The following is a 24366-nucleotide window of genomic DNA, read 5'->3' on the forward strand; positions in this document are numbered from 1 at the left end:
ATTCTTCGCATCTATCTGCAGAAGAATAACAGGGCCGCTATATATGAGAACAACGGAATTAGCAAGTTGTTATTCTACTACAAGGGGGAAGTTTAATGTCTTCATCCGAAATGATGTTGAGTTTAAACCAGCGGGCCTTCCAGCTTCTCCAGGAAGACGCCTTGAAGATACAGAAATTAATTGAAGTGCAAATGGAAAATTTAACGACCCGTAAATGCCCTCTGTACGAAGAAGTACTGGATACCCAAATGTATGGGCTTTCCCGGGAGGTCGACTTCGCCATTCGTGCCGGTCTGGTCAGCGAAGCGATGGGTAAACAGCTGTTGAGCGAACTGGAACGGAATCTGGCTCAGCTGTATGAAGCTTTGAACGCTAAGGAGTAACTCGTTTGCTGCGGTTACTCTTTTATTTTGGATTGATCCGGCAAGGGGATCAAGGACAGTTTTGCGCCAATGCTTAAGCTGCTTCGAACGGTTCAAGCCTGTATTTTATAGCAGGAAGAAGGCAATCCCCAGAATCAGGTAGACGGCAATCAGCAGAACACCCTCGTACCAACTGGTGCTTCCGTCTCTGGAAATCGCTACGGCAATGATGACGGCCACTGCAATGGCAAGCAGCTCATGAAGGGTAAAGACGATATTCATCGGCTCCCCCATAAAAAAGCTGATGAAGACAAGCACCGGGGCTACGAATAAAGCAATTTGCAGGCTGCTTCCAATAGCAATTTCCACCGAAGCCCCGATTTTATTCTTCAGCGCCAGCATAACGGCAGCGGAATGCTCTGCGGCATTGCCGATGATCGCAATGACGAACGCACCAATAAATAGCTCCGATAGACCAAAACGATGTGAAATCTCCTCCAGCGTCCCGACCAGCCATTCACTGACGAAGGCAACCATGACGGTCGCTGCAATCAAGAATATAATAGACAATCCTCTGGACCATTCCGCTTTTCCGTTCGCCCCTTTTACTTCTGTCACTTGATCCTTATGGGTCACCATCGAGAAATAAAGCCACAGCAAATAACAAACTATGAGTATAGCTGCAACCGTCAGACTGAGCTGCTCCGTCTCGCGATCGTTTAGCGAGTAGGCGAACATGGCGGGAATGAACAGAGCGACAACCGAAAGCTGCATGAGCGAGGCATTATAAGTGGCCAGGACGGGATTGAAGCTCTGGGTCTTGTATTTGATACCTCCCAGCAGTAGGCTTAAACCCAGGACAAGCAGCATATTTCCGATAATAGAGCCGGTTATGCTTGCCTTGACCATATCGAATAATTGCGGATTGCCATTAGCCGCTTCTTTGATTAGAATGATGGAGATAATTAATTCTGCGGCATTGCCAAAAGTAGCGTTAAGAAAGCCTCCGATACGCTCACCGGCATAATGCGCCACATTCTCGGTAGCTTTGCCGAGAAATCCGGCAACGAACAATATAGCAACGCAGGAGGCTATAAATTGTACTGTGTTGTTCATCCCTGCATAATGTGTAATTCCGCTGATAACAAAGGTGGCAATGAGGCAAATAAACATCAAGCGGTTGTTCAAATCAGATCACCTCTTCTGTCTTAGCATTCCAAATTATTGAATTCTGATGCAATAGGTGACAGCAAGCTGTTATTTTTTATTGCTTCCTATGATTAATCCCAATAGAATGGGGCGGAAGCTAATATAGCTACAAATCTTGAAGGAGCAGGTTCCCCGGGACCGTATCAATAGTTACATAAGGAGAGATGGGAAATGGATTTGCAATTGAAGGGCAAGACAGCGGTTATAACGGCTTCCAGCAAGGGACTTGGGCTAGCCGTAGCCTCCAAGCTGGCCGAGGAAGGAGCCAAGGTGATCCTAGGAAGCAGGGATGAGAAGAAGATTGCCGGCGTGGCAGAGGAGCTTGCTTCCCGCTACGGAATCGAAGCGCATGGGTTCGCGGTCAACGTTGACGACCCGGAATCAGTGGCCGGGTTTATAGAGAAATCCGCCGCTTGCTGCGGCACGATAGACGCGCTTGTCTGTAATGCGGGAGGTCCTCCCGGAGGAAGCTTCTTATCCATGACGGATGAGGATTGGGAGAAGGCTTTTCAGACGAATTTGATGAGTGTAGTTAGATTAGTTAGAGGCTTCTACCCGCATATGAAAGAGCGTGGGGGCAGAATCGTTACGATTGCCTCAAGCTCGGTCAAGGTTCCGATCCCCGGCTTGGTGCTTTCCAATACGTTTCGCGCCGGAGTGGCCGGTTTGATGAAGACTTTGTCCATCGAACTGGCGGCAGACGGGATCCTGCTGAATACGGTTTGTCCCGGAAGGATAGCGACGGATCGGTTAACGGAGCTTGATGGTGCGAGAGCGGCACGCGAGCAAAGGTCCATCGAAGAAATTCAGGAGGAAATGGTTCGGGATATTCCGCTGGGCCGATACGGGCGTCCTGAAGAATTGGCCGATTTGGCCGCCTTCCTGTTATCCCCGCGAAACAGTTATATGACGGGTTCCTCGTTCTTCGTTGACGGGGGAATGGTGAAATCATTATAATGAATAAAAAGGCAAGGAGTGAGCGGTATGACTGAACTGGACCGTACAGGTAACATTCGTATTTCTAATGATGTCGTAGCTACAATTGCGGGGTTGGCTGCTCTGGATACTCCCGGAATCGCGGGTATGTCCGGCGGTATTTCGGAAGGATGGGCCAAGAGACTGAGCGGTAAAAACCTGCAAAGAGGAGTTTCCGTAGAAGTAGGGGAATTGGAAGCGGCCATCGACTTAAGGGTTATCGTTCATTACGGCTCCCAAATTCAGGTAGTCTGCCGCGAGCTGCAGCAGAATGTGCGTGACTCGGTTGAGAACATGACCGGGCTGCATGTAGTGGAAGTGAATGTTAAGGTAGAAGGGGTCGCTTTCAGAGAGAAGGAAGAAGAGAGCGAGGAACCGAACCGGGTGAAGTAAGCCGGTAATGTTACATAGCATATAAGTCAGGGGCGGCGCAAGCCGTCCCTTTTTGATGTGCGGCGCATCCGGGAAGCATGGCCCTATGTCCATCTTTTCTGTTTGAGAAACATGTTCACAGATAGAAATAAATCTTGACGGAGACAAATTTACTGGAGTAAAATTTGAATACGCATAAAGGATTTATACATTATAACCCGATTTTATCTAAAAAAGGTAGAAAATAGGATTTCAATCTGGTCCGCAGGAAGTAAGGAGGGTATGCCATGAAGAGGGAGGAAGACATTTATGGCCGATAATCATTCTCTTAATGTAATGGTAGTTGACGATGAGCTGCCTCTGCGTCAAGAACTTCGCTTATTTCCATGGATAGAGCATGGCTTTGAGCTTATGGGCGAGGCGGAAAATGGGCAGGAGGCGCTCAGCTTATGCCGCAGATTGAAACCGGACATCGTTATAACGGATATCACTATGCCCGTTATGGATGGACTGGCTTTTTTTCGGATTCTTAAAGAAGAGCTTCCGGTAACCCAAGTCATTCTGCTGACCTGTCATTCGGATTTTGAATATGCCCGTGAGGCGCTTCGGCTTGGGGCGGTAGAATATTTATTGAAAGTGACGATGGACCCCTCGGAACTGTTGAACGCTTTAATGTATGCGAAAGAAGCGTACCTTCGCGAGAAATCGTTTGTACAGACGAAACTTCAATCAGGAATGAAAGCGGATTCTTCCCGACTGGAAGACGATGCTGAATCCACAGAAGGATGGATGCTTGCCCGCCGAAACCGTGGGCAAATGCTGGATTTCATTCGTAAGGAACTGCCTGAATGGGCTGCAGGTTACGATATTTCCGGATCTAAAGCTTCTATTCGTAAAGAAGTTGAAGATGCTATAAATTACATTAAAGAGAATTTGCATCGTCCGCTTACCTTGAGCGTAGTGGCTGAGCATGTCCGTTTGAGTCCCCATTATTTCAGCCGGTTATTCAAAGAGGAGACAGGCATATCGTTTCAGAGCTATATCACCAGCAAAAGAATGGAACGCGCCGCGTATCTGCTTAGAACATCTTCTCTGCGGGTGTATGAGGTGGCCTACGATGTCGGGATTCCAAGCTATCGCTACTTCGCGGCCATGTTCCGGGACTATGCCGGTATTTCTCCAACGGAATATAAGAAAAGCGGTTTGTCTCTTTCTCCTGTGCGGAAGGAGTGAGCCTGCCGATGAACCGTATCCGCAATTGGAATATGGCGACAAAGCAGTTCCTGCTTTTGTTTGCCGTCACCTTGTCCATCTTCCTGTTCCTTGCCGTTACCAATTATCAGCAAACGGCGAAGCTGTTTAAAGCGCAAATTATCGACGATGCCCAAAAATTAATGAATCGGACCAATCAGTTTCTCGATTCCTATCTTGACAATGGGCAAAATATCCTGCTGCTTTTGTCTTCAAGGACCGACCTTTTGCAATCGGCCGGGGAGAAGGAAATTACTGACTTTTTAAGATCTGTCGCGGAGACTAACAGCACAATATTGAAAACGCTTTATATTATCCGCGATGACGGCAAGGTTTACAGCAGCTCCCAAGTGTTCTATGAGGTGCTGGGGAATCCGGAGCTGCCTGAAATTTACGAACAGGCCAGGCTGAATTACACGGCCATGATAAGCGAGCCTTATTGGTCGCCTCAATCGGGACGGACGGTTGCCATCGCCCGGCCTATGCTGAATTCATATAATGAACGGATCGGGGTGGCCGTGGTTGAACTGGACCTGGAGAAGCTTCGCCGTAAACTGATCGATATTTCTTCCGGTAATCAAACCTTTGCAATCATTTCAGGCAAACAACAGATAGTGCTGTATGATACCGCTAACGGATTGCTGCCGATGATAAGGACGGTTTATCCGGCGACGTTACCCGATGCTTTCCTTGCTGATGTGGCCGCTCTTCCTTATGGCTCAGGCGAATATAAAGGACCCGAGGGTCCGCTCGTGACTCTGAAGTCCGGACAGAACCGGCTTGGCTGGTCACTTGTTCTTTTTATGAAAGAAAGCTATTTCTACCAGAGTCTTAAGGTGCTATATGACAGTTATAAGACAGCAGGTATGATCATGTTTGTCATCCTTTTGGTAATGGCTTATGTCATGTCCAAGTTCTTTACCCGCCCGATCCGATTGTTGGCCTTGAGAATGGACAGGGTCCGAGACATGGCGGTCGTCCCTAACGTTGAGACAAGACGGAATGACGAAATCGGAAGGCTGGCCCGCAGCTTTCATGCGATGATGGAACGGATTCAAAGCTTACTTAAAGAGACCAAGGAGATGGAAGCGCGGAAGAAGGAATTGGAGCTGAAAGTGCTGCAGAGTCAGATCGCCCCTCATTTTCTATACAATACTCTTGCATGCATCGGCAGTCTGGCCCGGCAGCAGCGAAGCCGGGAAGTGACGGCAACGATTCGCGCACTGGTGGGAGTGTTGAAATTTACTTTTGATAAGACTTCTGAATTTGTAAGGTTGAAAGAGGAAGTAGAAGGCTTGCATCAATATATGCAAATTCAAAGAACCAGATACGGGGACAAGATTTTGTTCCAATGTCAGATCACGGAAGAAGCGCTTTCCATGCCCATTCTCAAGCTGACCCTTCAGCCGATAGTCGAAAATTCTATATTTCACGGGATTCTGCCTAAAGGGCAGGAAGGGGGGCGAATAATGATCCGGGGAGAGGTCCGCAGGGGAAGATTACGTCTTGTCATCCGTGACAATGGCATCGGTATGGAGCCTGAACTGTACAAGGATTTATATACCAACCGCCGCCTTCCATTACCGCGGGAACGGTTTACCGGCATTGGAATGTCCAATGTTTATGAAAGAATCCGGTTGTATTACGGATCTCCTTACGGTCTGCGCGTACGCAGTTTCAGAAACGCGGGAACCATTACCGTCATTTCGCTGCCGGCCATCCCCTCTGGAGAGGAATGGGGGGAAAAGCAATGGATCCGGGAAACGGGGACGGGCTGACGTAAAACTGCGGGAAGGTCGCTAGAAGCCATTCTTGGCTGTCTCCAGTCAAAGCTTGACATAGCTGCAGGATTAAGGCTATCGTGATCTTGAACTTACTTGTTATCAAGGAGAATGCCAATGATTACCCGAAACGATGTGGCCAAGCACGCCGGTGTATCGGTAGCGGTAGTGTCTTATGTGATCAATAACAAAAACAACGTGAAGGAGTCTACCCGGCAGCGGGTTTTGAAATCTATTGAAGAACTGGGCTATAATCCCAATCTGGCGGCCCGCAGCCTGAAGACCAAGAGAACAAATCAGCTCGGTGTGCTCTTCAATAATTTGGGAAATCCATTTGAGACCGGAATTTCTCTCGGTTTGGAAGCCAAGGCGAGAGAGTATGGGCAATCCTTAATTTTTCAAACTTTTCTGCAGGAGGAAGAAGAGAGGCTCAAGACGATCTTCATGGGAAGAACGGACGGCCTGATTTTGCTCGGACAGAGCCTCAAACCGGAAACTGCGGAATATTTCAATCGATTGGACATCCCTCTCTATTCCATCACTACGCCTGTGCATGCCGCCCCTTCGATTCAAATCCTGGATATTGATTGGCATAAGGCTATGCTGGATATTTTGCGCTATTTGCAGCAGAATGGACACCGCCGGATAGGCTTTATAGGCAACAGGATGAAGGACCATCACCATCATTTTCGCTATCAGCAATTTAAGCGCGCTATTCGCGAGACGGGGATGCAATTTGAAGAAGAATGGCTGCTGCTTGCCGACGGCAGGCTTGAAGCCGCCTATGCGGAAATGTCCAATCGGCTATGTGAGCAACCGCAGCTTCCTTTCAGCGCGATGGTATGTGCCAACGATCTTATGGCGATTGGCGTGTTATCGGCCTGTAAGGACAAGGGCTTATCTGTTCCCGGAGAGCTTTCCATAGTCGGTTGCGAGAACATATTGATGGCTTCCCATACAACCCCTGCAGTGACCACCATACATTTTCCGCGTCGGCATAGCGGCTTCATGGCGATAGATAGCATTCTGAGTACGGCGAACAAAGAAAAACCATCGTTAGGTCAAGAAACACTTGGCCATGAGCTTATAGTCAGGCAATCCTCCGGCCCCTATACCGCCTGAAGCGCCCGCTCTTGATGAGGGGGCGCTTTGCTCTGCTTCCGGCGGGATGCCACACTGCACCAATGTTCCTTAAGCCTTCCAAGATAAAGCCCCCCGTATAAAATGTACGGATACATCCTATTTTGACAAGATTACTGCATAGAGCCATGCGATCAGGCGTTGCTATAATAACCTTAGACTTTATCCGGTCTGTGGAAATCTTGGAGAATAACGGGGGGGACTCTATGAATCAACCGATTGCGGCCAATCCATCGCCTCGTTTTAAAGTCAAAAAAGCTATACTGCTGAGACGGATCTGGCAATTGAAAGCGCTCTATTTTATGCTGCTGCCCGGGGTTATTTATTATTTGATATTCAAGTATTTACCTATGTACGGCGTAATTATCGCGTTTAAGGATTTCAGCATAGTGGACGGTATTGTGAAGAGCCCGTGGGCCGATCCGTGGAACAAGCATTTTCTTACTTTTTTTGAATCCCCTTACTTTTATCAGCTGCTGAGAAACACGATCCTTATCAGTGTATACAAGCTTATTTTCGGTATTTTCCCGCCCATTATCATGGCGCTTCTATTAAACGAATGCCGGGTGAGATGGTTTAGATCGCTGGTCCAGACCTTGACGTACATGCCTCATTTCTTGTCCTGGGTTATTATTTACGGCATTTTGATTGCCCTGCTCTCTCAATCCTCCGGATTGATTAACCACTGGATAAAGCTGCTGGGCGGGGAAGCGATTCCGTTCATGACTTCAACCGCTTATTTCAGATCCATACTTGTAGGATCGGAAATTTGGCAGAACTTGGGTTGGGGTGCGATTATTTATCTGGCGGCCATGTCGGGAATCGATCCGACGTTATATGAAGCGGCCCGCGTAGACGGTGCCAGCCGTTTGCGAATGATATGGCATATCACCTTGCCCGGAATTCGGTCGGTTATCGTCATGCTGTTTATCCTGAACCTCGGTCATATTCTGGATGCCGGTTTCGGGCAAATCTATATTTTATACAACCTGCAGGTATATCCGGTTGCAGACATTATTGATACTTGGGTATTCCGAACCGGATTGCTGCAATTGAATTTCAGTCTGGCTTCGGCGGTAGGGCTGTTTAAATCAGCGATTGGACTCGTGCTCGTACTCCTTTCCAATAAGATTGCGCGGAGATGGGGGGAAGGAATATGGTAACGGGAGCTGGAGATCGGCTGTTTAATATGGTGGTCATTGTCATCCTGTCGCTGTGCGGTATCGTGGCGGTCTTTCCTCTTCTGTATGTTGTGTCCGTCTCCCTTACTCCGTTGGGCGAGGTGCTGCGAAGCGGCTCCTTTCCGATTATTCCAAGGCAGATTACCTTCAGCGCCTACAAAACTTTGCTTCAAGAAGCCGGTATGGTCAAGGCTTTAGGAGTAACGGTCCTCGTAACCGTGGCCGGGACATTTCTGAATATGCTGTTTACCGTCCTAATGGCGTACCCGTTGAGCCGTAAATGGCTTCCCGGCCGAAGCCTGTTCCTGATGATGATCCTGTTTACGATGCTGTTCTCCGGGGGGATCGTCCCGACTTATCTGATTGTCAAGGCGATGGGACTGCTTAACTCCTTATGGGCGCTCATTCTTCCTACGCTGATAGGCAGCTTCAACGTACTAATAGTCAAAAGCTTCTTTGAGCAGCTGCCCGAGGAGATATTTGAATCTGCGAGAATGGACGGGGCCGGAGAATTTCGGATTCTTGTTCAGATGGCGCTGCCGCTCTCTCTGTCCGTTATGGCAACCATATCGTTGTTCTATGCGGTAGGACATTGGAATGATTTCTTTCAGGCGATTATGTATATAACGGATCGAAATCTGTTTCCTCTGCAAGTTGTAGTACGCGAAATATTGATGCAGACCCAACAGCCAATGGAAAACGTAGAGAACATGACGCCTACACAAACCTTGCAAATGGCGGCGGTCGTATTAGCCTCATTGCCTATTATTGTCGTTTACCCATTCTTACAAAAATACTTTACGAAAGGGATGCTTCTGGGATCTATCAAAGGTTGAAGGCAGGAGGAGTAATCCCGCGGATGGCGGGCCATATTCCGAATGATTCAATAAAAAAATGATTGGAAGAAGGGGTGTACTATGAAAGCGAATAAAGCGATAGCTCTGCCGGCAGCCGTTCTGCTGCTGTCGGCTGTATTAGCCGGGTGTATCTCAAGCAAAGACGCAGGTGGAACGGGAGGGTCTTCTGCCCAACCGCCCGGTCAGGCGATTAAGCTGGAGATTATGCAAAGCGCCAGCGGGCTGCCTTCTCCGGACAAGGATTTCGTCAAGCAGGAGCTGGACAAAGCGCTTAATGCCGATATCGTACTGACTTCCTATGGAAGCGCGGACGATTATCAAAATCAATTGAATGTTCGTATGGCATCCGGTAATTTTCCCGATCTGTTCGGGGTGAATAAAGCCCAGTTACAGCAATATCAGAAGCAGAACCTGCTGCTGGATTTAACACCTTATTTGGAAAAAAATTTGCAGACGGTCATAGATTTTATTGGCGAAGATACGGTGAAAAAAGGAATGGTGGACGGTAAGGTCTACGCCCTGCCGAAGGCGCCGGGAATTCCCAGCATGACGATATGGATCCGCAAGGACTGGCTGGACAATTTGAAGCTGGAAATTCCTAAAACTATCGATGAGTTTTTTGAGGTAGCGAGAGCATTTACGGAGGACGACCCCGACCAGAACGGCAAGCATGACACAATCGGCTACACGGGAGGATCTTTAAGCACTTTTGCTCCTTTATACGGTTCATTCGGCACGGTTAACCCGGGGGAATTTTTCGTCAAGGACGGGGAAGTTATTAATTCGCTATACGATCCGGCCATGAAGGACGCGCTGGCATTCTTCAATAAAATGATAAGCGCCGGGGTGGTCGATCCCGAGATTATGGCCAATTCCGGGCTGCTGCATCAGGAGAAAGCGATCAAAGGCCAGGCAGGCATGTTATTTATTGACTGGGCTAATATAAGCAAGGATGAAATTGTTGAACAGATCAAGACCGTCAATCCGAATGCGGAGTGGATCCAACTGGCAACCCCCGAAGGGCCGGGAGGGGCGTACGCCAACTCTTGGGACATCGGAAACGCCGGAGCTATGTATTCGCTTCCTAAATCATTGGAAAATAATCCCGACAAGCTTAACAAAATTTTCGAGCTTCTGAATTACGTCTCCAGCGAGGAGGGATCCCGGCTTGTTCAATTCGGCGTGGAAGGCAGGCACTATAATTTGGAAGGGGGTAAAGTAGTTCCTACCGAGCTCATGGGGGAGGAAGCCGGCTATACATGGCTGTATCAATTTACGGGCCGCCCCGAAAGAGAGTACCTGCAGGTTAAGTTCAAACGCCAAGCGGATTATATTGAGTTCGCCAGCACTCATCCCCGGATCGAGGTGTTGAACGGATTTGTCAGTTACCCGGAGGGATATAATCCTGCGGATGCCAACCGATACCTGGAAGAGGAATTCACCAAATTTATATATGGCCAGCGGCCGATTTCCGAATACGATGATTTTCTGAAAACGATGGAAACGACGATGAATTACAAGCTTTATGTGGACTCCGCAATAGAGCAGCTAAAGAAATTAGGTTATGGAAAATAAAGGTTGACAACGAGATCTACACGAGTAAAATTTAAACTAAGAAAAGGGAGAAGAGTTGTGAATCTCCTTTTTCTTTAAAATAAAATTTACACGAGTAAATTGAATTGGAGGATGAGCTTGATGAATTCAATGAACCTGGATATCCCTTCATTAGTAAAACAATTTCATGAAGAGGGGTACCTGCTGCTGCGAAATGTGCTGTCCCAAGAAAAAGTACAGGAATTAAATACGGCCGTTGACCGGATCATTTCGGAAGAGCCTGAATCGCTTGCCTATAATATTTATAACAGCGTAGAGCGTGACCCGGCCATTCTTTCACTGATTGATCATCCCGACCTGCTGCCGCTCATGGTTAACCTGCTTGGCTTCAACATCCAGCTTCACATTTCCCATTTAACGGTTCGCAAGCCTAATCCGAACGATGTCAAGACGGCGACCAACAGCTTCATCAATTGGCATCAGGACGGCCCGCATCCTCAATTTCCCAGGATCGCCGGACTAACTTCAATCTATTACATCAAAATCTGCTATATTCTAAGCGATATGTCGGAGCCGGATCGCGGTAATACAAAAATCATTCCGGGAAGCCACCGCAAAGCGAATTTCCATCCGGTCCAGACCGATGTGGATATACCGCTGGAGAACGAGATGGCGATATGCGGTAAGCCGGGAGACGCGTTTATCTTTGCCCAAAATTTGTGGCATGCCGGCTCCCATAACCGCTCCGGCTTCGAGAGACGTCAGCTGTTTATCGGGTACAGCCCGCTATGGATAAGGCCGATTGACTATCACAAGGCTTCTCCGAAAATTGTTGAAGGAGCTGATCCGATCAGACGGCAACTGCTTGGGGAGATCAGTGACAATTGCTTTAAGTATTACGTACCGGAGGAGCCGATGGTCCCGCTCAAGAAATATTGGCTTGGATTAACGAAAGAAGCGGAATCCGTTTATCAATAGGTTCATGATCTTAGACAATCTGCAAGATATGAAGGCAGGATTGGAATTATTTATTTGACATAAACGCCTCTTCTTACCAGAGCCCTATAACTGGGCAGCAAAACACGCGGAGAAGTCGAATTCTCCGCGTGTTTTTCGTCAGCTAATTTAGCCGTAACGATCGTACCTTCTATATATTGTTACCATAGATTATCTAGGAGGCTACTTATTTGCTGTCTGATTATTGGTATATCTGGATATCCCGAGGACAATTCCCATTCCGATCAAAGTAGCCAATATGGATGATCCTCCGTAGCTGATGAAGGGCAGCGTTATCCCCGTCATCGGTATGCTGTTCGTTACGCCCCCGATATTAACAAGAGCTTGAATGCCAATGGTGCTCATAATCCCGATACCGACCAGCATTCCGAACGTATCCGGGCAGCGCAGCGAGATGATAATCCCCCGCCAGATAAATAAGACGTAGACCAGCAGAAACAGGGAGGTTCCGAGAAAACCAAGCTCCTCACCGATGATCGCAAAAATAAAGTCATTATGCGCCTCGGGCAGGTAATGAAGCTTCTGAATACTCTGTCCGAAGCCCGCCCCGGTAAATCCACCGTGTCCGAAGGCGTACAGGGATTGGATAATTTGAAAGCCCGTGTCCAACGGGTCGGACCACGGATCCATAAATACCCGAAACCGGTTGAACCGGTAGCTGTCAAATCCGTGTCCGGCCAATGCCATGATCCCAAGGGCCAGTCCGGCAATTCCAACACCGATTCCGCTTATAATCCCCAGATGCTTAAGATTGGCGCCCCCGGCAATAACGACGGTCATTGCTCCAAGCACAAGAATGGCACATGAGCCCATATCCGGCTGCTGCATGATCATGAAGCCGACGAGCCCGATAATAATCAGGGCGGGCAGCAGGCCCTTCTTGAAATCTTGGAACTTATCCCCTTTCTTCGTTATCAGGCTGGCCAAATATAGAACGATGGACAGCTTGGCAAATTCGGTCGGCTGCAGGTTGAACGGCCCCAGCCTGAACCAACTTCGAACGCCTAAGGGACCACTCCCGATGAACGGCACAAGCGCAAGCAGAACAAGGGTAATTAGAAAGATGACCGGCGTCCACTTGCGAAGAAGCTTGTAATGCACATTCATTACGAAAATCATAGCGAACAACCCAAGGATCATGGCGATGGCTTGGCGTTTGGCAAAATAGAATGAATCTCCTCCATAGATCTCATCCGACAAAGCAATTGCGGAGCTGGAACTGTAGACCATTAGCAGACCGAAACCCGCCAGGGCGAAAGTCAGAAACAACAGCAGGAAATCGGGCGTTCCTCTTCGAGGGGGATTCATAGATTCGCCTTCTTATTGTTCAAGCTTGGCCTTAAGTTCCGTAAGCTTGCGCTTAGCCAGGTCCAGAACGGCTTGCGGAATAGGAGAAGTGTATTCCAGTCCGTGCGGGAAGGTAGCCCTGCCTATGTAGACTTGTTCAATATTAAGAATGGTGTCCGGACGCTCCAGCTTTCCGATTTCTACACGGGTATTTATTCTCAGAAAGTAGGTCTCTCCCGATTTGGCGTCTTCTATTTTGTAATCGTAAGTTGCCCGATAATATTCCCATTGCCAACGGACAAAACCAACCTCAGACGTTACCTTGTCCAGATAAGCAAGATCGCTCTTCATTCCATTTAAGCCTGTATTTTCGATTATCATGTAATATCCTCCGATCTATTTGGCATCCAGTCAGTATAGGTATATCATTTTCATGATAGTATGTTTCCCAAACTTGTGCAACCCTAAAGCCCGGTCCGAAATCTTGCTAAATGTGGCTATTTTGTGGCAGGTATGACGGTTAATTCGGTTCCATGGATAGGAAAGCACATTATGGTTTGATAAAATATAGGCAAGAAGTTGTTGACGGAGGCGAGAAGGATGGACGTAGAGCAGAGACTGGAGAGAATCTATCCGGAGATGGTGCGCTGGAGAAGACATTTGCACCGGCATCCGGAATTGTCATATCAGGAGAAGGAAACTTCCGAATTTGTGGCAGGCCGGCTGGAGGGCTTGGGCCTGGAGGTCAGACGAAATGTCGGCGGCTATGGAGTGACCGCCTTGCTGCGGGGAGGCCGTCCGGGGCCTACCGTTGCTCTGAGAGCCGACATGGATGCTCTGCCTATCCAGGATGAGAAGAAGGTTGATTATGCCTCGCAGGTACCGGGAGTCATGCACGCTTGCGGTCATGACGCTCATACGGCCCAACTGCTTGGGGTCGCAACGATATTAAGCGAAATCCGGGATAGCCTTAAGGGAAACATCCGGTTTATCTTCCAACCGGCGGAGGAGATCAGTCCGGGTGGCGCCTTGCCTATGATTTCCGATAGGGTGCTTGAGGACGTCGATGTGATTTACGGGGTTCATCTGTGGTCGCCGTTTCCCGTTGGATATGCCTATTGCAAAGCCGGACCGATGATGGCCAACGCCGATGAAATCGCAATCGAAATTTCAGGGAGAGGCGGCCACGGAGGACTTCCCCACGAAACCGTGGACAGTATCGTCGTAGGTTCCCATCTGGTCGTCAACCTGCAAACGGTGGTGAGCCGGAATATTGACCCGACGGTTCCCGCAGTAGTCTCCATCGGTTCGTTCCAGGCGGGAAGCGGCTTCAATGTCATTGCCGATCAGTGTATTCTGCATGGCACGGTACGAACCTTCGACCCCGCGACAAGAGAGCAGATCCGGCGGCGGATAGCCGATATTACCGAACAAACATGCGCCATGCATGGGGCTAAATTCCACTGGGAGTATAAGGAGGGCTATCCGGCTGTAGTGAACGATGCAGCAGAAACCGAGAGGTTTTTCCGTGTTGGGAAGGAACTGTACGGCCCGGAACGGATTCGCACTTGTCCACAGATTATGGCCGGAGAAGATTTTTCCTATTATTTGGAGAGGGTTCCCGGATGCTTTGTTTTTGTCGGGGCAGGAGCCCCGGAACAAGCCGCGCCGATTCCCCACCATCATCCTCTTTTTGACATAGAGGAGCTGTCGATGAAGCAGGCCGCCCGACTTCTGATCGGTCTCAGTATTGATTTCCTGGAAGAACACTCCCGTAAATAGGCCGGAGCCTGTCACAAATTGCAAGGATGAAACCTCCCTGGCGAGAGAAAGCTATGAAGGGTCCCCCCATCATAAAACTTCGCTCTGGAGGTAATGTCTGGTGAGAAAGATCAAAGATATCATGACGGACGAGATTGAAACGGTTAAGCCTACGGATTCGGCTCATGACATTGCTTTAAAAATGAAGCGGCACGACACCGGGTTCATGCCTGTCGTTGAGGGGAAGAAGCTGCTTGGCGTTGTGACGGACCGTGACCTGGTCATTCGCGGAATGGCGGAGAAGAAGGAAGGCACGGCTACGGCAGAGCAGCTGATGAGCCGTGACATAAAGACTGTGGAGCCGGAAACATCGGTTGATGAAGCGGCCAAAATAATGGCCAGGGGGCAAATCCGCCGTCTGCCCGTTGTCGAGAACGGGGAGTTAATCGGAGTAGTTTCGATCGGGGATATGGCCGTGCGCCACATATTTGAAAGCGAAGCGGGAGAAGCGCTGAGCGAAATATCCGAAAGCGACAAGACGAACGCGGTCAAGTAATCAACATGCCACGAAGCATACGGTTTGACAAGGCTTGTGGGGCCTTTAATCAGCCGTTGCTGTCGTGGTTTTTTCTATGCTTCCGGGCGCCCCGATTTATCGGAATGTTTAAATTACGGGGCATTCCTTCATACTTAATAGTACATACATGATGGAAGGAGAGCCCGCCGTTATGAATAATGGCCTTCAGCCGCCCTTATTTATATTGAACGATTTTACCATTCTGCTCGAAACGGAGCATCCCGAGTTCGAGTCCGTACGAAATCGCTTGAGCCGCTTTGCCGAGCTGATCAAGAGCCCTCCCCATATCCATACTTACAAGATGACTCCGCTGTCTCTGTGGAATGCCATGGCTTGCGGATGGCGCCCCGGGGAAATGATTGATTTTCTGACAACCTACAGCAAATTTGGCATTCCGTCCTCCGTTCGCAATCACATGCTGGAAATCACCGATAAATTCGGATTGCTTCAGCTGGAAGGCACAGAGGGCGGTTTGATGCTTGTATCCAAAAGTCCTGCCTTATTAAACGAGCTGATTAGCTATCGTTCGCTATCGCACTTCTTCGGTAATCGTACAGGGCCGCAATCCGTTGAAGTACACGCAGCGGCCCGGGGAAAGCTCAAGCAGGAGCTTATTCGCCTTGGGTACCCGATAGAGGACCGTGCCGGATTTCATCAGGGGGAAGCTCTTGTTCTGGACTGGAGAGACACCTTGGAGGACGGCCGAAGCTTCCAATTAAGAGATTATCAGATCGAAGCCGTCGAAGCCTTCTACCGCGAAGGAAGCGCGCATGGGGGAAGCGGCGTTCTGATTCTCCCGTGCGGAGCGGGTAAGACGGTGATCGGAATAGCTTCGATATGCAAGCTGCAGTGCGCAACCCTTATCCTTACGCCCAATGTCAGCTCCGTCAAGCAGTGGAAGAGGGAAATACTGGACAAAACCACCTTGTCCGAATCGATGATCGGGGAGTATGACGGTTCTACCAAGGAAGTAAAGCCTGTAACGATAGCAACCTACCAAATTCTTACGCATCGCCGGAGCAAAGAGGATGAATTCAGGCATATGAAGCTGTTCAACGAGCGGGATTGGGGACTCATTATTTATGATGAGGTGCATCTTCTTCCTGCCCCGATCTTCCGCGTAACCGCCGATATTCAAGCCACCCGGCGGTTAGGCCTGACGGCTACTCTGGTGCGGGAGGACGGCTGTGAGAAGGAGGTCTATTCCTTGATCGGACCCAAGCGATATGACATGCCGTGGAAACAGCTGGAGGAGCAGGGATGGATAGCTCAGGTGGAATGCAAAGAACTGCTTGTCGAGCTTCCCGAGGAGACAAGAAAACAATATGACGAGGCCGCATCACGGGCGAAGATGAGAATAGCGGCTGAAAATCCCCGGAAAATCGATGTTGTGATGAAGCTGTTGGAGCAGCATAAGGGAGAACCGACGCTCGTTATCGGACAATACCTGGACCAGCTTCGGAAGTTTGCCGCCCATTTACAGGCTCCGTTGATTAGCGGAACGATGCCGCATGAGGAACGTGAGATTCTGTATCAGCAATTTCGGGAGGGGGCCATCCCTGTTCTGATCGTGTCCAAGGTGGCTAATTTTGCTGTGGATCTCCCGGATGCTTCGGTAGCTATTCAGGTTTCGGGCAGCTTTGGCTCGCGACAGGAGGAAGCCCAGAGGCTGGGCAGAATTTTACGCCCCAAGCGGGGGAGTAACCGCTCCTATTTTTATTCCCTCGTCAGCGGGGGGACCAAGGAGCAGGAATTTGCCTTGAATCGGCAGTTGTTTCTTATAGAACAGGGCTACCGGTACACCCTTGCGAACGCGGAGCATGAGTTTCAGGAGGTAGAGTAACAATGCTTGGTTTAGCTGACCTGGCTGCAAAGCTTTCGGCGCCGGAAGCGGGCCGGTTAATCGGATGGCGGGAAGGTGACCGGCTGGAGGAATGGTCTTTAACGGAGCGGACCATCCCGGGCGAGTTAAGTATAGACAAGCGGGTATGGGGAGAGGATTTGGCCCAATGGGAAAAGCATACGCTACAAGTTATTCTGGACCGGTTCGGGGCTCACCCCTTCGATCCCGTCAAGCTGGAACAAGCGGCTGAAGAAATCGGTATTGCCGGGGCGGAGATTCGCAGGGGCCTCTCCGGACTTAAGGAGAAGCAGATGGTCTTCGCCTTCCGCAAAGCTTGGGGGGAATACATCTATGCCCTGCCTTGGGAATTGGCGAGACTATGGCATCGGAAGATCGCCCGGCCGGGTGCCGTCCCTTTATCTTCGGATACTTTCGGCGCTCCTCTTGCAGAGACGTCTTACGGCCGCGGTTTGCTCTTTGACCTGTTTTATTTTTTGCGGTATTTGGCATCCAACGAGATCCACCTGACCAAAAAGGGAACTGTTCCAAAGCGGCATCTGCAGAAGATAGACTCGCTGTTGACGGTTGATGCGGCCGCTCTGAGGCCCTTATCTTATCCTTATGTCCATTGTGATATATATAATGGTCTCGTGTTGGTGCTGGATGCCTCATTGCGTCTGGGGCTGGCCGTTATGAAGGATGGGGAGCTAAGGCTGTGTCGGGAGCGTGCGGCAGATTGGCTCAAGCTTTCCACAGAAAGTATGAGGCGCATACTGTACGCATACTGGGTTCGCATCAGCTTCCCTTATGTCCCTTCTTGGCAGCATCAGGTAATTTGGCTGATGGAGCGGATTCCGGTGAATCGGCAGGGAAGATTAGGAGATATACTGGATGTTCTAAGGGATTGCCGTCCGCTAAGTGAAGAGGAGAGAAAGCAGGAATTCCATGCAGAGTCCGTCCTGGCCCTCTGGTTAAAGCCCCTTGCTGAACTCGGGCTGGTGGATTTGGCGGAATGCGGGACAGATGCGGAGGAGACCTGCTTTCGCTGGACCTTCACGCCGGATCTGGAAGCTGCTTGTCCTAACGGGAAAGCAGAAACGGACAAATGCTATGTCCAACCCGATTTCGAAATCGTTGTTCCTCCCGGGGTGCCGTTTCGCACCCGTTGGATGCTGGAGGCTATGTGCGAAAGGCAGCAATCGGATCAGGTGGCAGTATACCGCCTTAGCAAAGAAAGCATGAATAAGGCTTTGGCCGAGGGTTACGATTTGGAGCAATGCATGGGCTGTCTTCGCGATGAATCCCTGTACGGATTACCGGATAACGTTGCTCAAATGATCATGCAATGGACGGCCCGGGAAGCTCGGACAGAGATGGAAAATAAGGAATCGGAGGGAACGGGGGCCCATTCCGCAGTCTCCCCCGAATATGTCAATGAATCCGACGGCGGTGTGAGGAATGAGGGCGCGGCTTACTTCTCCTTCCTGACAGTCAATGGGCCCGGGCTGATTCTTTCGGATTACGCATGGGACCGGTGGCCGATAGATTGTTCTATTCCTTCAGCAGATGAATTATACCCAGGCTGGAGAGAGGTTCCGCTGAAATGGTTCCGGGAATGTCATTCCTATCACTTGTCCACCCGCAAGGAGATGATTTCCAGGGCATTGGAATGGAAAGCCGCTTTGCGTCTGGCTTCGTCTTCGGAAGAGGTCCTGCTGGTTCCCATACGTATCCTGGATAGTGAGGGGAAGTGGCGGGTAGCGGGCAGAACTCAGACGTCGGCATGCGTAGTAGATCCGCAAGAATGGGAGCAGATTCAAATTATTCTTCCGGAAATTTCTAAAGGCTCTTCTTCATAGAAAATGGAAAGTGCAACTTTTTTGTAACGGTCTTCCCCCGGTTCGTGGTATGATGGAAGTTGAAGACGTTAAAAAAAAGGAGTGACATGGTCAAATGAGCATTCTGGAAGCCGAAGCCTTGGACATGTCGGCCTTGTTGATACAAGCCTATGAACTGGGTGATTGGATTAACGCCTCTGAAGATATGGCGGACTATTTATATTGGAAAGAACGCCTGGCGGAGGATAGCGAAGCGCAGCAGTTAATTCGGCAGTTTAAAGAGAAGAAGCGCAAGTTCGAGGAATGTGAACGCTTCGGTCATTTCCACCCGGACTACCATGCGGCTTTGGAGGAAGTTCAGGCAGCGCAGGAGCAGATGGATAAGAATGAAGCGATACGCGCCTTCAAGGATGCGGAAGCTAAGCTTGACCAACTGCTGCTCTCCATATCGGAAACGATTGCTTATTCGGTTTCGGAGACGATCAAGGTTCCCAGCAACAATCCGCTGCCGGTAAGCGGCTGTGGTTCGGGAGGCTGTGGATCAGGCGGTTCGTGCAGCGGAAATTGCGGCTGAAGCAGTTGACTGTTTTCGGCTAACCGTAGAGGCGGACGCATCGCGTCCGCCTTTTTGTTGTATCAATATCATTTCTAAAGAAATCCCGCTAGCTAATACAACACCATTCAGGGCGCTGCAGAGATCTTGGGCATATAATTGGATTTCATCGAAGCTCTTTTGTTCCTATGGGGCACCAAACGAAAACTTAGTGGATATATATGATAAAGAAAGAAGGAATGACCATGTTTACCGAAAGAGCCGGTCTGATTGTTTGGGTATCGGATTTAAAGCCAGCCAGAAATTTGGAGAGATACGGCACGGTGTACTATATGTCCAAAAAGCTACACTACGTTGTGATGTATGTTCATAAGGAGCAGTTGGAGGATACGATGCGTAATATCCAGCGGCTGCCGTATGTTAAAAAGGTGGAACGGTCTTATCGCAGCGAAATTAAAACCGAATATGACCGTAATGTCCCTGATAAGACCCGCTTCTATACTTATTAAGGCAATAGTCTCAATCTCCATGTACTCCGGTTAAGTTTTTTTCAGATTTTAGGATATATGGATTGGAAATCGGACAAAAATAGAGTAAAATGGGAGTTGATATCTTTGTACATAGTCTTTTAGACCTGTTTTTTGATAGGAAGGGAGTCGGGAAATGAGAGACAAGATAATGGAACGTTGGAGCACTTATGAACCATATTATGTAGTGCTGTCAGACAAGAAGATTGCCGATATTGTCATTACTCATCATGCCCGAACCCGATGGAGCTCGCGGGTCGAGAGCCGGAAAACCGGTTTTGAAGACATATGTGAATTTCTGTGGAGTAAATTAAAGCAAGGCCAGATCCAACCCTATTACCGGAATGAGCAGGACGTTTTTCTTATCGATGATGATCTGGTCATGGTTGTTGAATTTGCCGTCCTGGAGAATGAAACGGATATTGCAGGGAATTCCCTTTACAAAATGATTGTGGTTACCTTCCTAGGAAGAATGTCCGAGACGATTGAGCTTAGAGATCTTAAGTCCTATTATTCCTGGCTGCGTCATTCAAGAAGAATGACATTGATCAAGAACAGCCGCAAGCGCAAATGAACCGCAGAACTATTTTGTAAACGATTGCCCCCGAATCACTTTGACAGTGATTCGAGGGCGTTTTTTGATTTTGGGGACCATTAAAACGGCTTCGAAGGCAAAGCTCTGTTAAATCGCACATAAAGCAACCTTTAAGGAAGGACTACTCGACAACATCTCCGAAAAGTCATCATTGGATGTTTTTTTAAATAAGGTTAATTAGAGGCTCTTCATGGGTATAATCGCTTTCTCCCGGCTGTTTGATATAATATAAGAAAGGTGGAAGAACATGGCACCTAACTTTCACCAGCTTCATATCTTCTATATGGTCGCCGAAAAGGGGAGCTTCTCGGGTGCCGCACAGGCGCTAAGGATGACTCAACCCGCGGTGACTATGCAGATTCAATCCTTGGAAGACTATTATGGAACGAAGATGTTCAATCGGACAACGAAAAAAATGGAGCTGACCGAAGCGGGCAAAGCTTTGCTTCCATTTGCCAGACGGAGTATGGAGCTGATGAAGGAAACGGAAAGCTCGATGGCCAAATTCGCTCATACTTTGGAAGGAAGGCTGCAGCTTGGAGCCAGCCTGACCGTCGGTGAATATATTTTGCCCAGATTGCTTGGGCCGTTCGGTCAGGAGTATCCCAACATTTCCGTCCGTATGAAAGTCATGAATACACAGCAAATCGTGGAAGAAATATTGAGCCATCAGCTCAATTTCGGATTGGTCGAAGCGCCTGTCAAGCATCCGGATGTTCACACGGAAAAGGTGCTGAATGACGAACTGCTGCTTATACTGCCTGCGGGCCATCCTCTTGCCGATCAGCAGACAATCACGCTGAAAGATGCCTTATCCTACCCGTTTGTATTGCGGGAGCAGGGATCGGGAACCCGTCAGGTCATGGAGGAAGCGTTCAAGCGTCAAGGAGTCCAGTCGGAATCCATCCGCATCGGGATGGAGCTGGGGAGCACCGGGGCGGTCAAGTCGGCCGTAGAGGCTAATCTCGGATTGTCCATCCTGTCTCCTTCATCCGTCAAGCACGAAGTGGCGCTGGGGCTTCTAATAGTGAAACGGATTGAAGGAATGACTTTTCACCGCAGCTTCTACTCGGTCTATTTGAAATCGGCCCTGCTGCCCATCTCGGCTCTCACCTTCCTGTCTTTCATTCGAGAACGGGATTTGAGCCAATATTTGTAGCTCGGCCGCATGTTGGAAAGGATGATACAATGAACGGACATTATTTGGATTTACATACGCATACCAGCGCTTCGGACGGCACCCGGTCCCCTGCGGAGAACGTTCGGCTGGCCCGGGAGGCGGGCTTGGCCGGATTAGCCGTAACGGATCACGACACGGTGGCAGGAATTGCGGAAGCTATGGAGGAGGGCAAGCGGCTGGGGGTAATCGTCGTGCCCGGGGTGGAAATCAGTACCGTAGCTAAAGGCCGGGATATCCATGTATTGGGTTATTATATCGATACTCATTGCCCTGTATTTCTGGATCGATTGCAGCAATTGCGCCAGGTCAGAGAGAAGCGGAATGAGTTGATGCTTGCGAAGCTGCGGGAGTTGGGAATGGAGATTTCGATGCGGGAATTGGCAGACCTCGCGAGTAAAGCGTCCGGTGAAGATCAAACGGTCGGGCGTCCCCACATTGCGGAATTATTAATCCGTAAAGGCTACGTCGGAACGATGGAAGAGGCGTTTGATAAATATTTGGGCAGCGGGGGCGCTGCTTACGTCAATCCTCCGCGCATTCATCCGAAGGAGGCCATCGGCTGGATACACGAAGCCGGGGGGACCGCCGTACTGGCCCATCCCGGTATTTATCACGATGACGAACTGGTTGAGGAGATCATTCCATATGGGCTCGATGGAATAGAAGCCTTCCATTCCGACCATTCGCGGGAAGAGGAGAACAAATACGAGCGGCTGGCTGCCCGTTATGGCTTGGTCGTAACCGCCGGGTCCGACTATCACGGGGAGCGCCGCGGCGAGGTTTTTCACGGGCCGATCGGAAACCGCAAGGTCGACAGGTCTGTACTGGAACGATTACAAAAGCGAAGAGGGGATTAGTATGACTATACGTAAAGCGATTATACCGGCGGCCGGCTTGGGCACGAGATTCCTTCCCGCTACCAAAGCCCAGCCGAAGGAAATGCTTCCGATTGTTGATAAGCCGGCCATTCAATACATAGTGGAAGAAGCGATTGAATCGGGCATAGAAGATGTCATCATCGTCACCGGAAGGAATAAGCGGGCGATCGAGGATCATTTCGACAAATCGGTTGAATTGGAAATGCTGCTGGAGGAGAAGGGGAATGACGAGCTCCTTGCAGTGGTTCAGCAGGTGTCCAATTTGGTGGACGTCCATTATATCCGGCAGAAACAGCCTCTTGGACTCGGTCATGCGGTGCTGTGCGCCAGAAGATTTATTGGAGATGAGCCGTTCGCCCTTCTTCTGGGTGACGATGTGATCGATTCCCAGCCGCCATGCATCCGGCAGATGATTGATTTGTATGAGGAAGCGAAGACATCGGTCATAGCCGTTCAGGAGGTGCCCTGGAACGAGGTTGACCGGTACGGGATTATTTCGCCTTCCTCCAGAAGCGCTACCGTGGCCACCATCCGCGACCTGGTCGAGAAGCCGGACCGCGATCAGGCTCCGTCCAATTTGGCGGTGATCGGCCGTTATGTCATAGAGCCGGAAGTATTCTCCATCCTGGAGACTTGCAAGCCCGGCCGAGGCGGGGAGATCCAATTGACCGACGCTCTCCAGATCATGAACCGATCGAAGCCGATGCTGGCCTTCCTGCAGCAAGGCAGACGTTATGATGTTGGGGATAAACTCGGCTACATTGAGGCGACCATCGAGCTCGCTCTGCAGAGGGAGGATCTGGCTCCGCATTTAAAGCAATATTTAAGAAGGCTGACCGATTCCTGGGACTAACCCGGAGGCCGGCTAACCACAAGGGGCCTATTCATTGCAGCAGGTCTCATGGATAGGCGGACACCTTTTTGCCGCGGCGTTAGGCAGGCATCCAATCCGCTCCTCACCACCTACATAGTATACAGTGTGTTCATTAGTCTAGTGAGGAGTTGATTCCATGTCGAGTATCGGTCCGAACATTAATGCCAATGCGAATCTGATGCCTGCCTATGGCATGCACGGATTAGCCAATATTCACGCTGCTAATGTGTATCCGAACATGAAGCCGAGTGTAGCTCCCTTCTACGGCTATCCGAGTGGTCCTTCCCATTGCTGCCCGTCTCCGGTAGCCGGGGCATTCACTTCTATAGGATCTATCCTTGTACTCTATATTTTGCTGGTCATTATCCTTCGATCCTGTCTGAAATAGAAGGAAGGCCTGTAAGACGGTCCCAAGCCGGGGCCGTCTTTTCCTTGAAAATAAGAAAGTATAAGTTTTGCATGCTTATTCCGCTCCGTATTTAAAACCGAACGTTTTAGCTGATACTGCCTCTTTTACTCAGAGGGCTGTCTCTATATCCGGCTTGCGATTTTTCAGCACCGCACAGTACCGGAGACTCTTGTTTTATGCGAACTCTTTCGGGACAGCCCGGTCGTCCGCCGGAATATGTAAAAGACAAACAAAACTGCAGGTCTTTTTGGGAAAAAGCCGCGCGGTGGATGGCGTAAAGTATTCTGTGTACCAAGATTTGGAGCCTTCACAGGCGACAAAAAAGTAGGGTATTCTCGGGATTGC

At 49.6% G+C, this 24366-nt stretch carries 24 protein-coding genes; 21 read left to right on the plus strand and 3 right to left on the minus strand.

What is annotated here, in order from left to right; all coding sequences use genetic code 11:
- Window positions 1-95 precede the first annotated feature (95 nt).
- Window positions 96-383, plus strand: a complete 288-nt coding sequence (locus ACTHRH_RS13035; RefSeq protein WP_144933581.1) for a YlaN family protein — start codon at window positions 96-98, stop codon at window positions 381-383.
- 105 nt (window positions 384-488) lie between these two features.
- On the opposite strand, the gene cax is transcribed toward ACTHRH_RS13035, so the two are convergent.
- Complete coding sequence (gene cax / locus ACTHRH_RS13040) at window positions 489-1550, minus strand: calcium/proton exchanger (RefSeq protein WP_440415882.1); 1062 nt, start codon at window positions 1548-1550, stop codon at window positions 489-491.
- Between the two features lie 192 nt (window positions 1551-1742).
- On the opposite strand from cax, the gene ACTHRH_RS13045 reads away from it, so the two are divergent.
- From ACTHRH_RS13045 to ACTHRH_RS13085, 9 genes are all read left to right on the plus strand, one after another.
- A complete protein-coding gene (locus tag ACTHRH_RS13045) occupies window positions 1743-2528 on the plus strand; it encodes an SDR family oxidoreductase (RefSeq protein WP_440415884.1) in 786 nt (261 codons plus the stop codon).
- A 27-nt stretch (window positions 2529-2555) separates the two neighbouring features.
- Window positions 2556-2939: an Asp23/Gls24 family envelope stress response protein gene (locus ACTHRH_RS13050; RefSeq protein WP_144933579.1), complete on the plus strand. Its 384-nt coding sequence runs from the start codon at window positions 2556-2558 to the stop codon at window positions 2937-2939.
- Window positions 2940-3227: 288 nt separating this feature from the next.
- Entirely contained in the window at window positions 3228-4151 is a 924-nt protein-coding gene (locus tag ACTHRH_RS13055) for a response regulator transcription factor (protein ID WP_150959731.1), read from the plus strand.
- An 8-nt stretch (window positions 4152-4159) separates the two neighbouring features.
- Complete coding sequence (locus tag ACTHRH_RS13060; protein WP_150959730.1) at window positions 4160-5947, plus strand: sensor histidine kinase; 1788 nt, start codon at window positions 4160-4162, stop codon at window positions 5945-5947.
- A 120-nt stretch (window positions 5948-6067) separates the two neighbouring features.
- On the plus strand, window positions 6068-7072 hold the full coding sequence (locus ACTHRH_RS13065) for a LacI family DNA-binding transcriptional regulator (protein WP_150959729.1): 1005 nt from the start codon (window positions 6068-6070) through the stop codon (window positions 7070-7072).
- A gap of 224 nt (window positions 7073-7296) precedes the next feature.
- Window positions 7297-8253, plus strand: a complete 957-nt coding sequence (locus ACTHRH_RS13070) for an ABC transporter permease (protein ID WP_150959728.1) — start codon at window positions 7297-7299, stop codon at window positions 8251-8253.
- The gene (locus ACTHRH_RS13075) at window positions 8247-9107 is read left to right on the plus strand and encodes a carbohydrate ABC transporter permease (protein WP_379285411.1); all 861 of its coding nucleotides are present in this window, start codon (window positions 8247-8249) and stop codon (window positions 9105-9107) included. Before ACTHRH_RS13070 ends, ACTHRH_RS13075 begins: the two co-directional genes overlap by 7 nt.
- 81 nt (window positions 9108-9188) lie before the next feature.
- Window positions 9189-10703, plus strand: a complete 1515-nt coding sequence (locus ACTHRH_RS13080) for an extracellular solute-binding protein (RefSeq protein ID WP_379285409.1) — start codon at window positions 9189-9191, stop codon at window positions 10701-10703.
- 120 nt (window positions 10704-10823) lie between these two features.
- The gene (locus ACTHRH_RS13085) at window positions 10824-11660 is read left to right on the plus strand and encodes a phytanoyl-CoA dioxygenase family protein (protein WP_150959725.1); all 837 of its coding nucleotides are present in this window, start codon (window positions 10824-10826) and stop codon (window positions 11658-11660) included.
- Between the two features lie 201 nt (window positions 11661-11861).
- On the opposite strand, the gene ftsW is transcribed toward ACTHRH_RS13085, so the two are convergent.
- Together ftsW and ACTHRH_RS13095 are read right to left on the minus strand one after the other, a co-directional pair.
- The gene (gene ftsW / locus ACTHRH_RS13090; protein WP_144933578.1) at window positions 11862-13007 is read right to left on the minus strand and encodes a putative lipid II flippase FtsW; all 1146 of its coding nucleotides are present in this window, start codon (window positions 13005-13007) and stop codon (window positions 11862-11864) included.
- Between the two features lie 12 nt (window positions 13008-13019).
- Window positions 13020-13367, minus strand: a complete 348-nt coding sequence (locus ACTHRH_RS13095) for a YugN family protein (RefSeq protein ID WP_144933577.1) — start codon at window positions 13365-13367, stop codon at window positions 13020-13022.
- Window positions 13368-13586: 219 nt separating this feature from the next.
- Between ACTHRH_RS13095 and ACTHRH_RS13100 the strand changes: the two genes are divergently transcribed.
- From ACTHRH_RS13100 to ACTHRH_RS13150, 11 genes are all read left to right on the plus strand, one after another.
- The gene (locus tag ACTHRH_RS13100) at window positions 13587-14768 is read left to right on the plus strand and encodes a M20 family metallopeptidase (RefSeq protein WP_440415890.1); all 1182 of its coding nucleotides are present in this window, start codon (window positions 13587-13589) and stop codon (window positions 14766-14768) included.
- Between the two features lie 97 nt (window positions 14769-14865).
- Entirely contained in the window at window positions 14866-15303 is a 438-nt protein-coding gene (locus ACTHRH_RS13105) for a CBS domain-containing protein (protein ID WP_144933575.1), read from the plus strand.
- Between the two features lie 172 nt (window positions 15304-15475).
- Window positions 15476-17167 (plus strand): DNA repair helicase XPB, encoded by a 1692-nt coding sequence (locus ACTHRH_RS13110; protein ID WP_150959723.1) that lies wholly within the window; start codon window positions 15476-15478, stop codon window positions 17165-17167.
- A gap of 2 nt (window positions 17168-17169) precedes the next feature.
- Window positions 17170-19026 (plus strand): helicase-associated domain-containing protein, encoded by a 1857-nt coding sequence (locus tag ACTHRH_RS13115; protein ID WP_440415892.1) that lies wholly within the window; start codon window positions 17170-17172, stop codon window positions 19024-19026.
- A gap of 94 nt (window positions 19027-19120) precedes the next feature.
- Window positions 19121-19579, plus strand: coding sequence for a YlbF family regulator (locus ACTHRH_RS13120; RefSeq protein ID WP_150959721.1), 459 nt, complete (start codon window positions 19121-19123; stop codon window positions 19577-19579).
- Window positions 19580-19803: 224 nt separating this feature from the next.
- Window positions 19804-20067, plus strand: coding sequence for a YlbG family protein (locus tag ACTHRH_RS13125; protein WP_150959720.1), 264 nt, complete (start codon window positions 19804-19806; stop codon window positions 20065-20067).
- A 154-nt stretch (window positions 20068-20221) separates the two neighbouring features.
- Window positions 20222-20659 (plus strand): hypothetical protein, encoded by a 438-nt coding sequence (locus ACTHRH_RS13130; RefSeq protein ID WP_144933570.1) that lies wholly within the window; start codon window positions 20222-20224, stop codon window positions 20657-20659.
- Between the two features lie 268 nt (window positions 20660-20927).
- Entirely contained in the window at window positions 20928-21839 is a 912-nt protein-coding gene (locus ACTHRH_RS13135; protein WP_144933569.1) for a selenium metabolism-associated LysR family transcriptional regulator, read from the plus strand.
- A gap of 29 nt (window positions 21840-21868) precedes the next feature.
- Window positions 21869-22717 carry a PHP domain-containing protein gene (locus ACTHRH_RS13140; protein ID WP_144933568.1) on the plus strand — a complete coding sequence of 283 codons (849 nt, stop codon included), beginning with the start codon at window positions 21869-21871 and terminating at the stop codon, window positions 22715-22717.
- A 1-nt stretch (window position 22718) separates the two neighbouring features.
- Entirely contained in the window at window positions 22719-23591 is an 873-nt protein-coding gene (gene galU, locus ACTHRH_RS13145) for a UTP--glucose-1-phosphate uridylyltransferase GalU (protein ID WP_144933567.1), read from the plus strand.
- Window positions 23592-23748: 157 nt separating this feature from the next.
- Window positions 23749-24000, plus strand: a complete 252-nt coding sequence (locus ACTHRH_RS13150) for a hypothetical protein (protein ID WP_144933566.1) — start codon at window positions 23749-23751, stop codon at window positions 23998-24000.
- Window positions 24001-24366 lie beyond the last annotated feature (366 nt).

It is taken from the genome of Paenibacillus sp. SAFN-117, from assembly GCF_051966115.1.
Lineage (GTDB): Bacteria > Bacillota > Bacilli > Paenibacillales > NBRC-103111 > Paenibacillus_L > Paenibacillus_L residui.

Excerpts from the sequence above, each read along its gene's own strand:
- ACTHRH_RS13035 (WP_144933581.1), top strand. The coding sequence starts at position 96 with ATGTCTTCATCCGAAATGATGTTGAGTTTAAACCAGCGGGCCTTCCAG.
- ACTHRH_RS13045 (WP_440415884.1), top strand. The coding sequence starts at position 1,743 with ATGGATTTGCAATTGAAGGGCAAGACAGCGGTTATAACGGCTTCCAGC.
- ACTHRH_RS13050 (WP_144933579.1), top strand. The coding sequence starts at position 2,556 with ATGACTGAACTGGACCGTACAGGTAACATTCGTATTTCTAATGATGTC.
- ACTHRH_RS13055 (WP_150959731.1), top strand. The coding sequence starts at position 3,228 with ATGGCCGATAATCATTCTCTTAATGTAATGGTAGTTGACGATGAGCTG.
- ACTHRH_RS13060 (WP_150959730.1), top strand. The coding sequence starts at position 4,160 with ATGAACCGTATCCGCAATTGGAATATGGCGACAAAGCAGTTCCTGCTT.
- ACTHRH_RS13065 (WP_150959729.1), top strand. The coding sequence starts at position 6,068 with ATGATTACCCGAAACGATGTGGCCAAGCACGCCGGTGTATCGGTAGCG.
- ACTHRH_RS13070 (WP_150959728.1), top strand. The coding sequence starts at position 7,297 with ATGAATCAACCGATTGCGGCCAATCCATCGCCTCGTTTTAAAGTCAAA.
- ACTHRH_RS13075 (WP_379285411.1), top strand. The coding sequence starts at position 8,247 with ATGGTAACGGGAGCTGGAGATCGGCTGTTTAATATGGTGGTCATTGTC.
- ACTHRH_RS13080 (WP_379285409.1), top strand. The coding sequence starts at position 9,189 with ATGAAAGCGAATAAAGCGATAGCTCTGCCGGCAGCCGTTCTGCTGCTG.
- ACTHRH_RS13085 (WP_150959725.1), top strand. The coding sequence starts at position 10,824 with ATGAATTCAATGAACCTGGATATCCCTTCATTAGTAAAACAATTTCAT.
- ftsW (WP_144933578.1), bottom strand. The coding sequence starts at position 13,007 with ATGAATCCCCCTCGAAGAGGAACGCCCGATTTCCTGCTGTTGTTTCTG.
- ACTHRH_RS13095 (WP_144933577.1), bottom strand. The coding sequence starts at position 13,367 with ATGATAATCGAAAATACAGGCTTAAATGGAATGAAGAGCGATCTTGCT.
- ACTHRH_RS13100 (WP_440415890.1), top strand. The coding sequence starts at position 13,587 with ATGGACGTAGAGCAGAGACTGGAGAGAATCTATCCGGAGATGGTGCGC.
- ACTHRH_RS13110 (WP_150959723.1), top strand. The coding sequence starts at position 15,476 with ATGAATAATGGCCTTCAGCCGCCCTTATTTATATTGAACGATTTTACC.
- ACTHRH_RS13115 (WP_440415892.1), top strand. The coding sequence starts at position 17,170 with ATGCTTGGTTTAGCTGACCTGGCTGCAAAGCTTTCGGCGCCGGAAGCG.
- ACTHRH_RS13120 (WP_150959721.1), top strand. The coding sequence starts at position 19,121 with ATGAGCATTCTGGAAGCCGAAGCCTTGGACATGTCGGCCTTGTTGATA.
- ACTHRH_RS13125 (WP_150959720.1), top strand. The coding sequence starts at position 19,804 with ATGTTTACCGAAAGAGCCGGTCTGATTGTTTGGGTATCGGATTTAAAG.
- ACTHRH_RS13130 (WP_144933570.1), top strand. The coding sequence starts at position 20,222 with ATGAGAGACAAGATAATGGAACGTTGGAGCACTTATGAACCATATTAT.
- ACTHRH_RS13135 (WP_144933569.1), top strand. The coding sequence starts at position 20,928 with ATGGCACCTAACTTTCACCAGCTTCATATCTTCTATATGGTCGCCGAA.
- ACTHRH_RS13140 (WP_144933568.1), top strand. The coding sequence starts at position 21,869 with ATGAACGGACATTATTTGGATTTACATACGCATACCAGCGCTTCGGAC.
- galU (WP_144933567.1), top strand. The coding sequence starts at position 22,719 with ATGACTATACGTAAAGCGATTATACCGGCGGCCGGCTTGGGCACGAGA.
- ACTHRH_RS13150 (WP_144933566.1), top strand. The coding sequence starts at position 23,749 with ATGTCGAGTATCGGTCCGAACATTAATGCCAATGCGAATCTGATGCCT.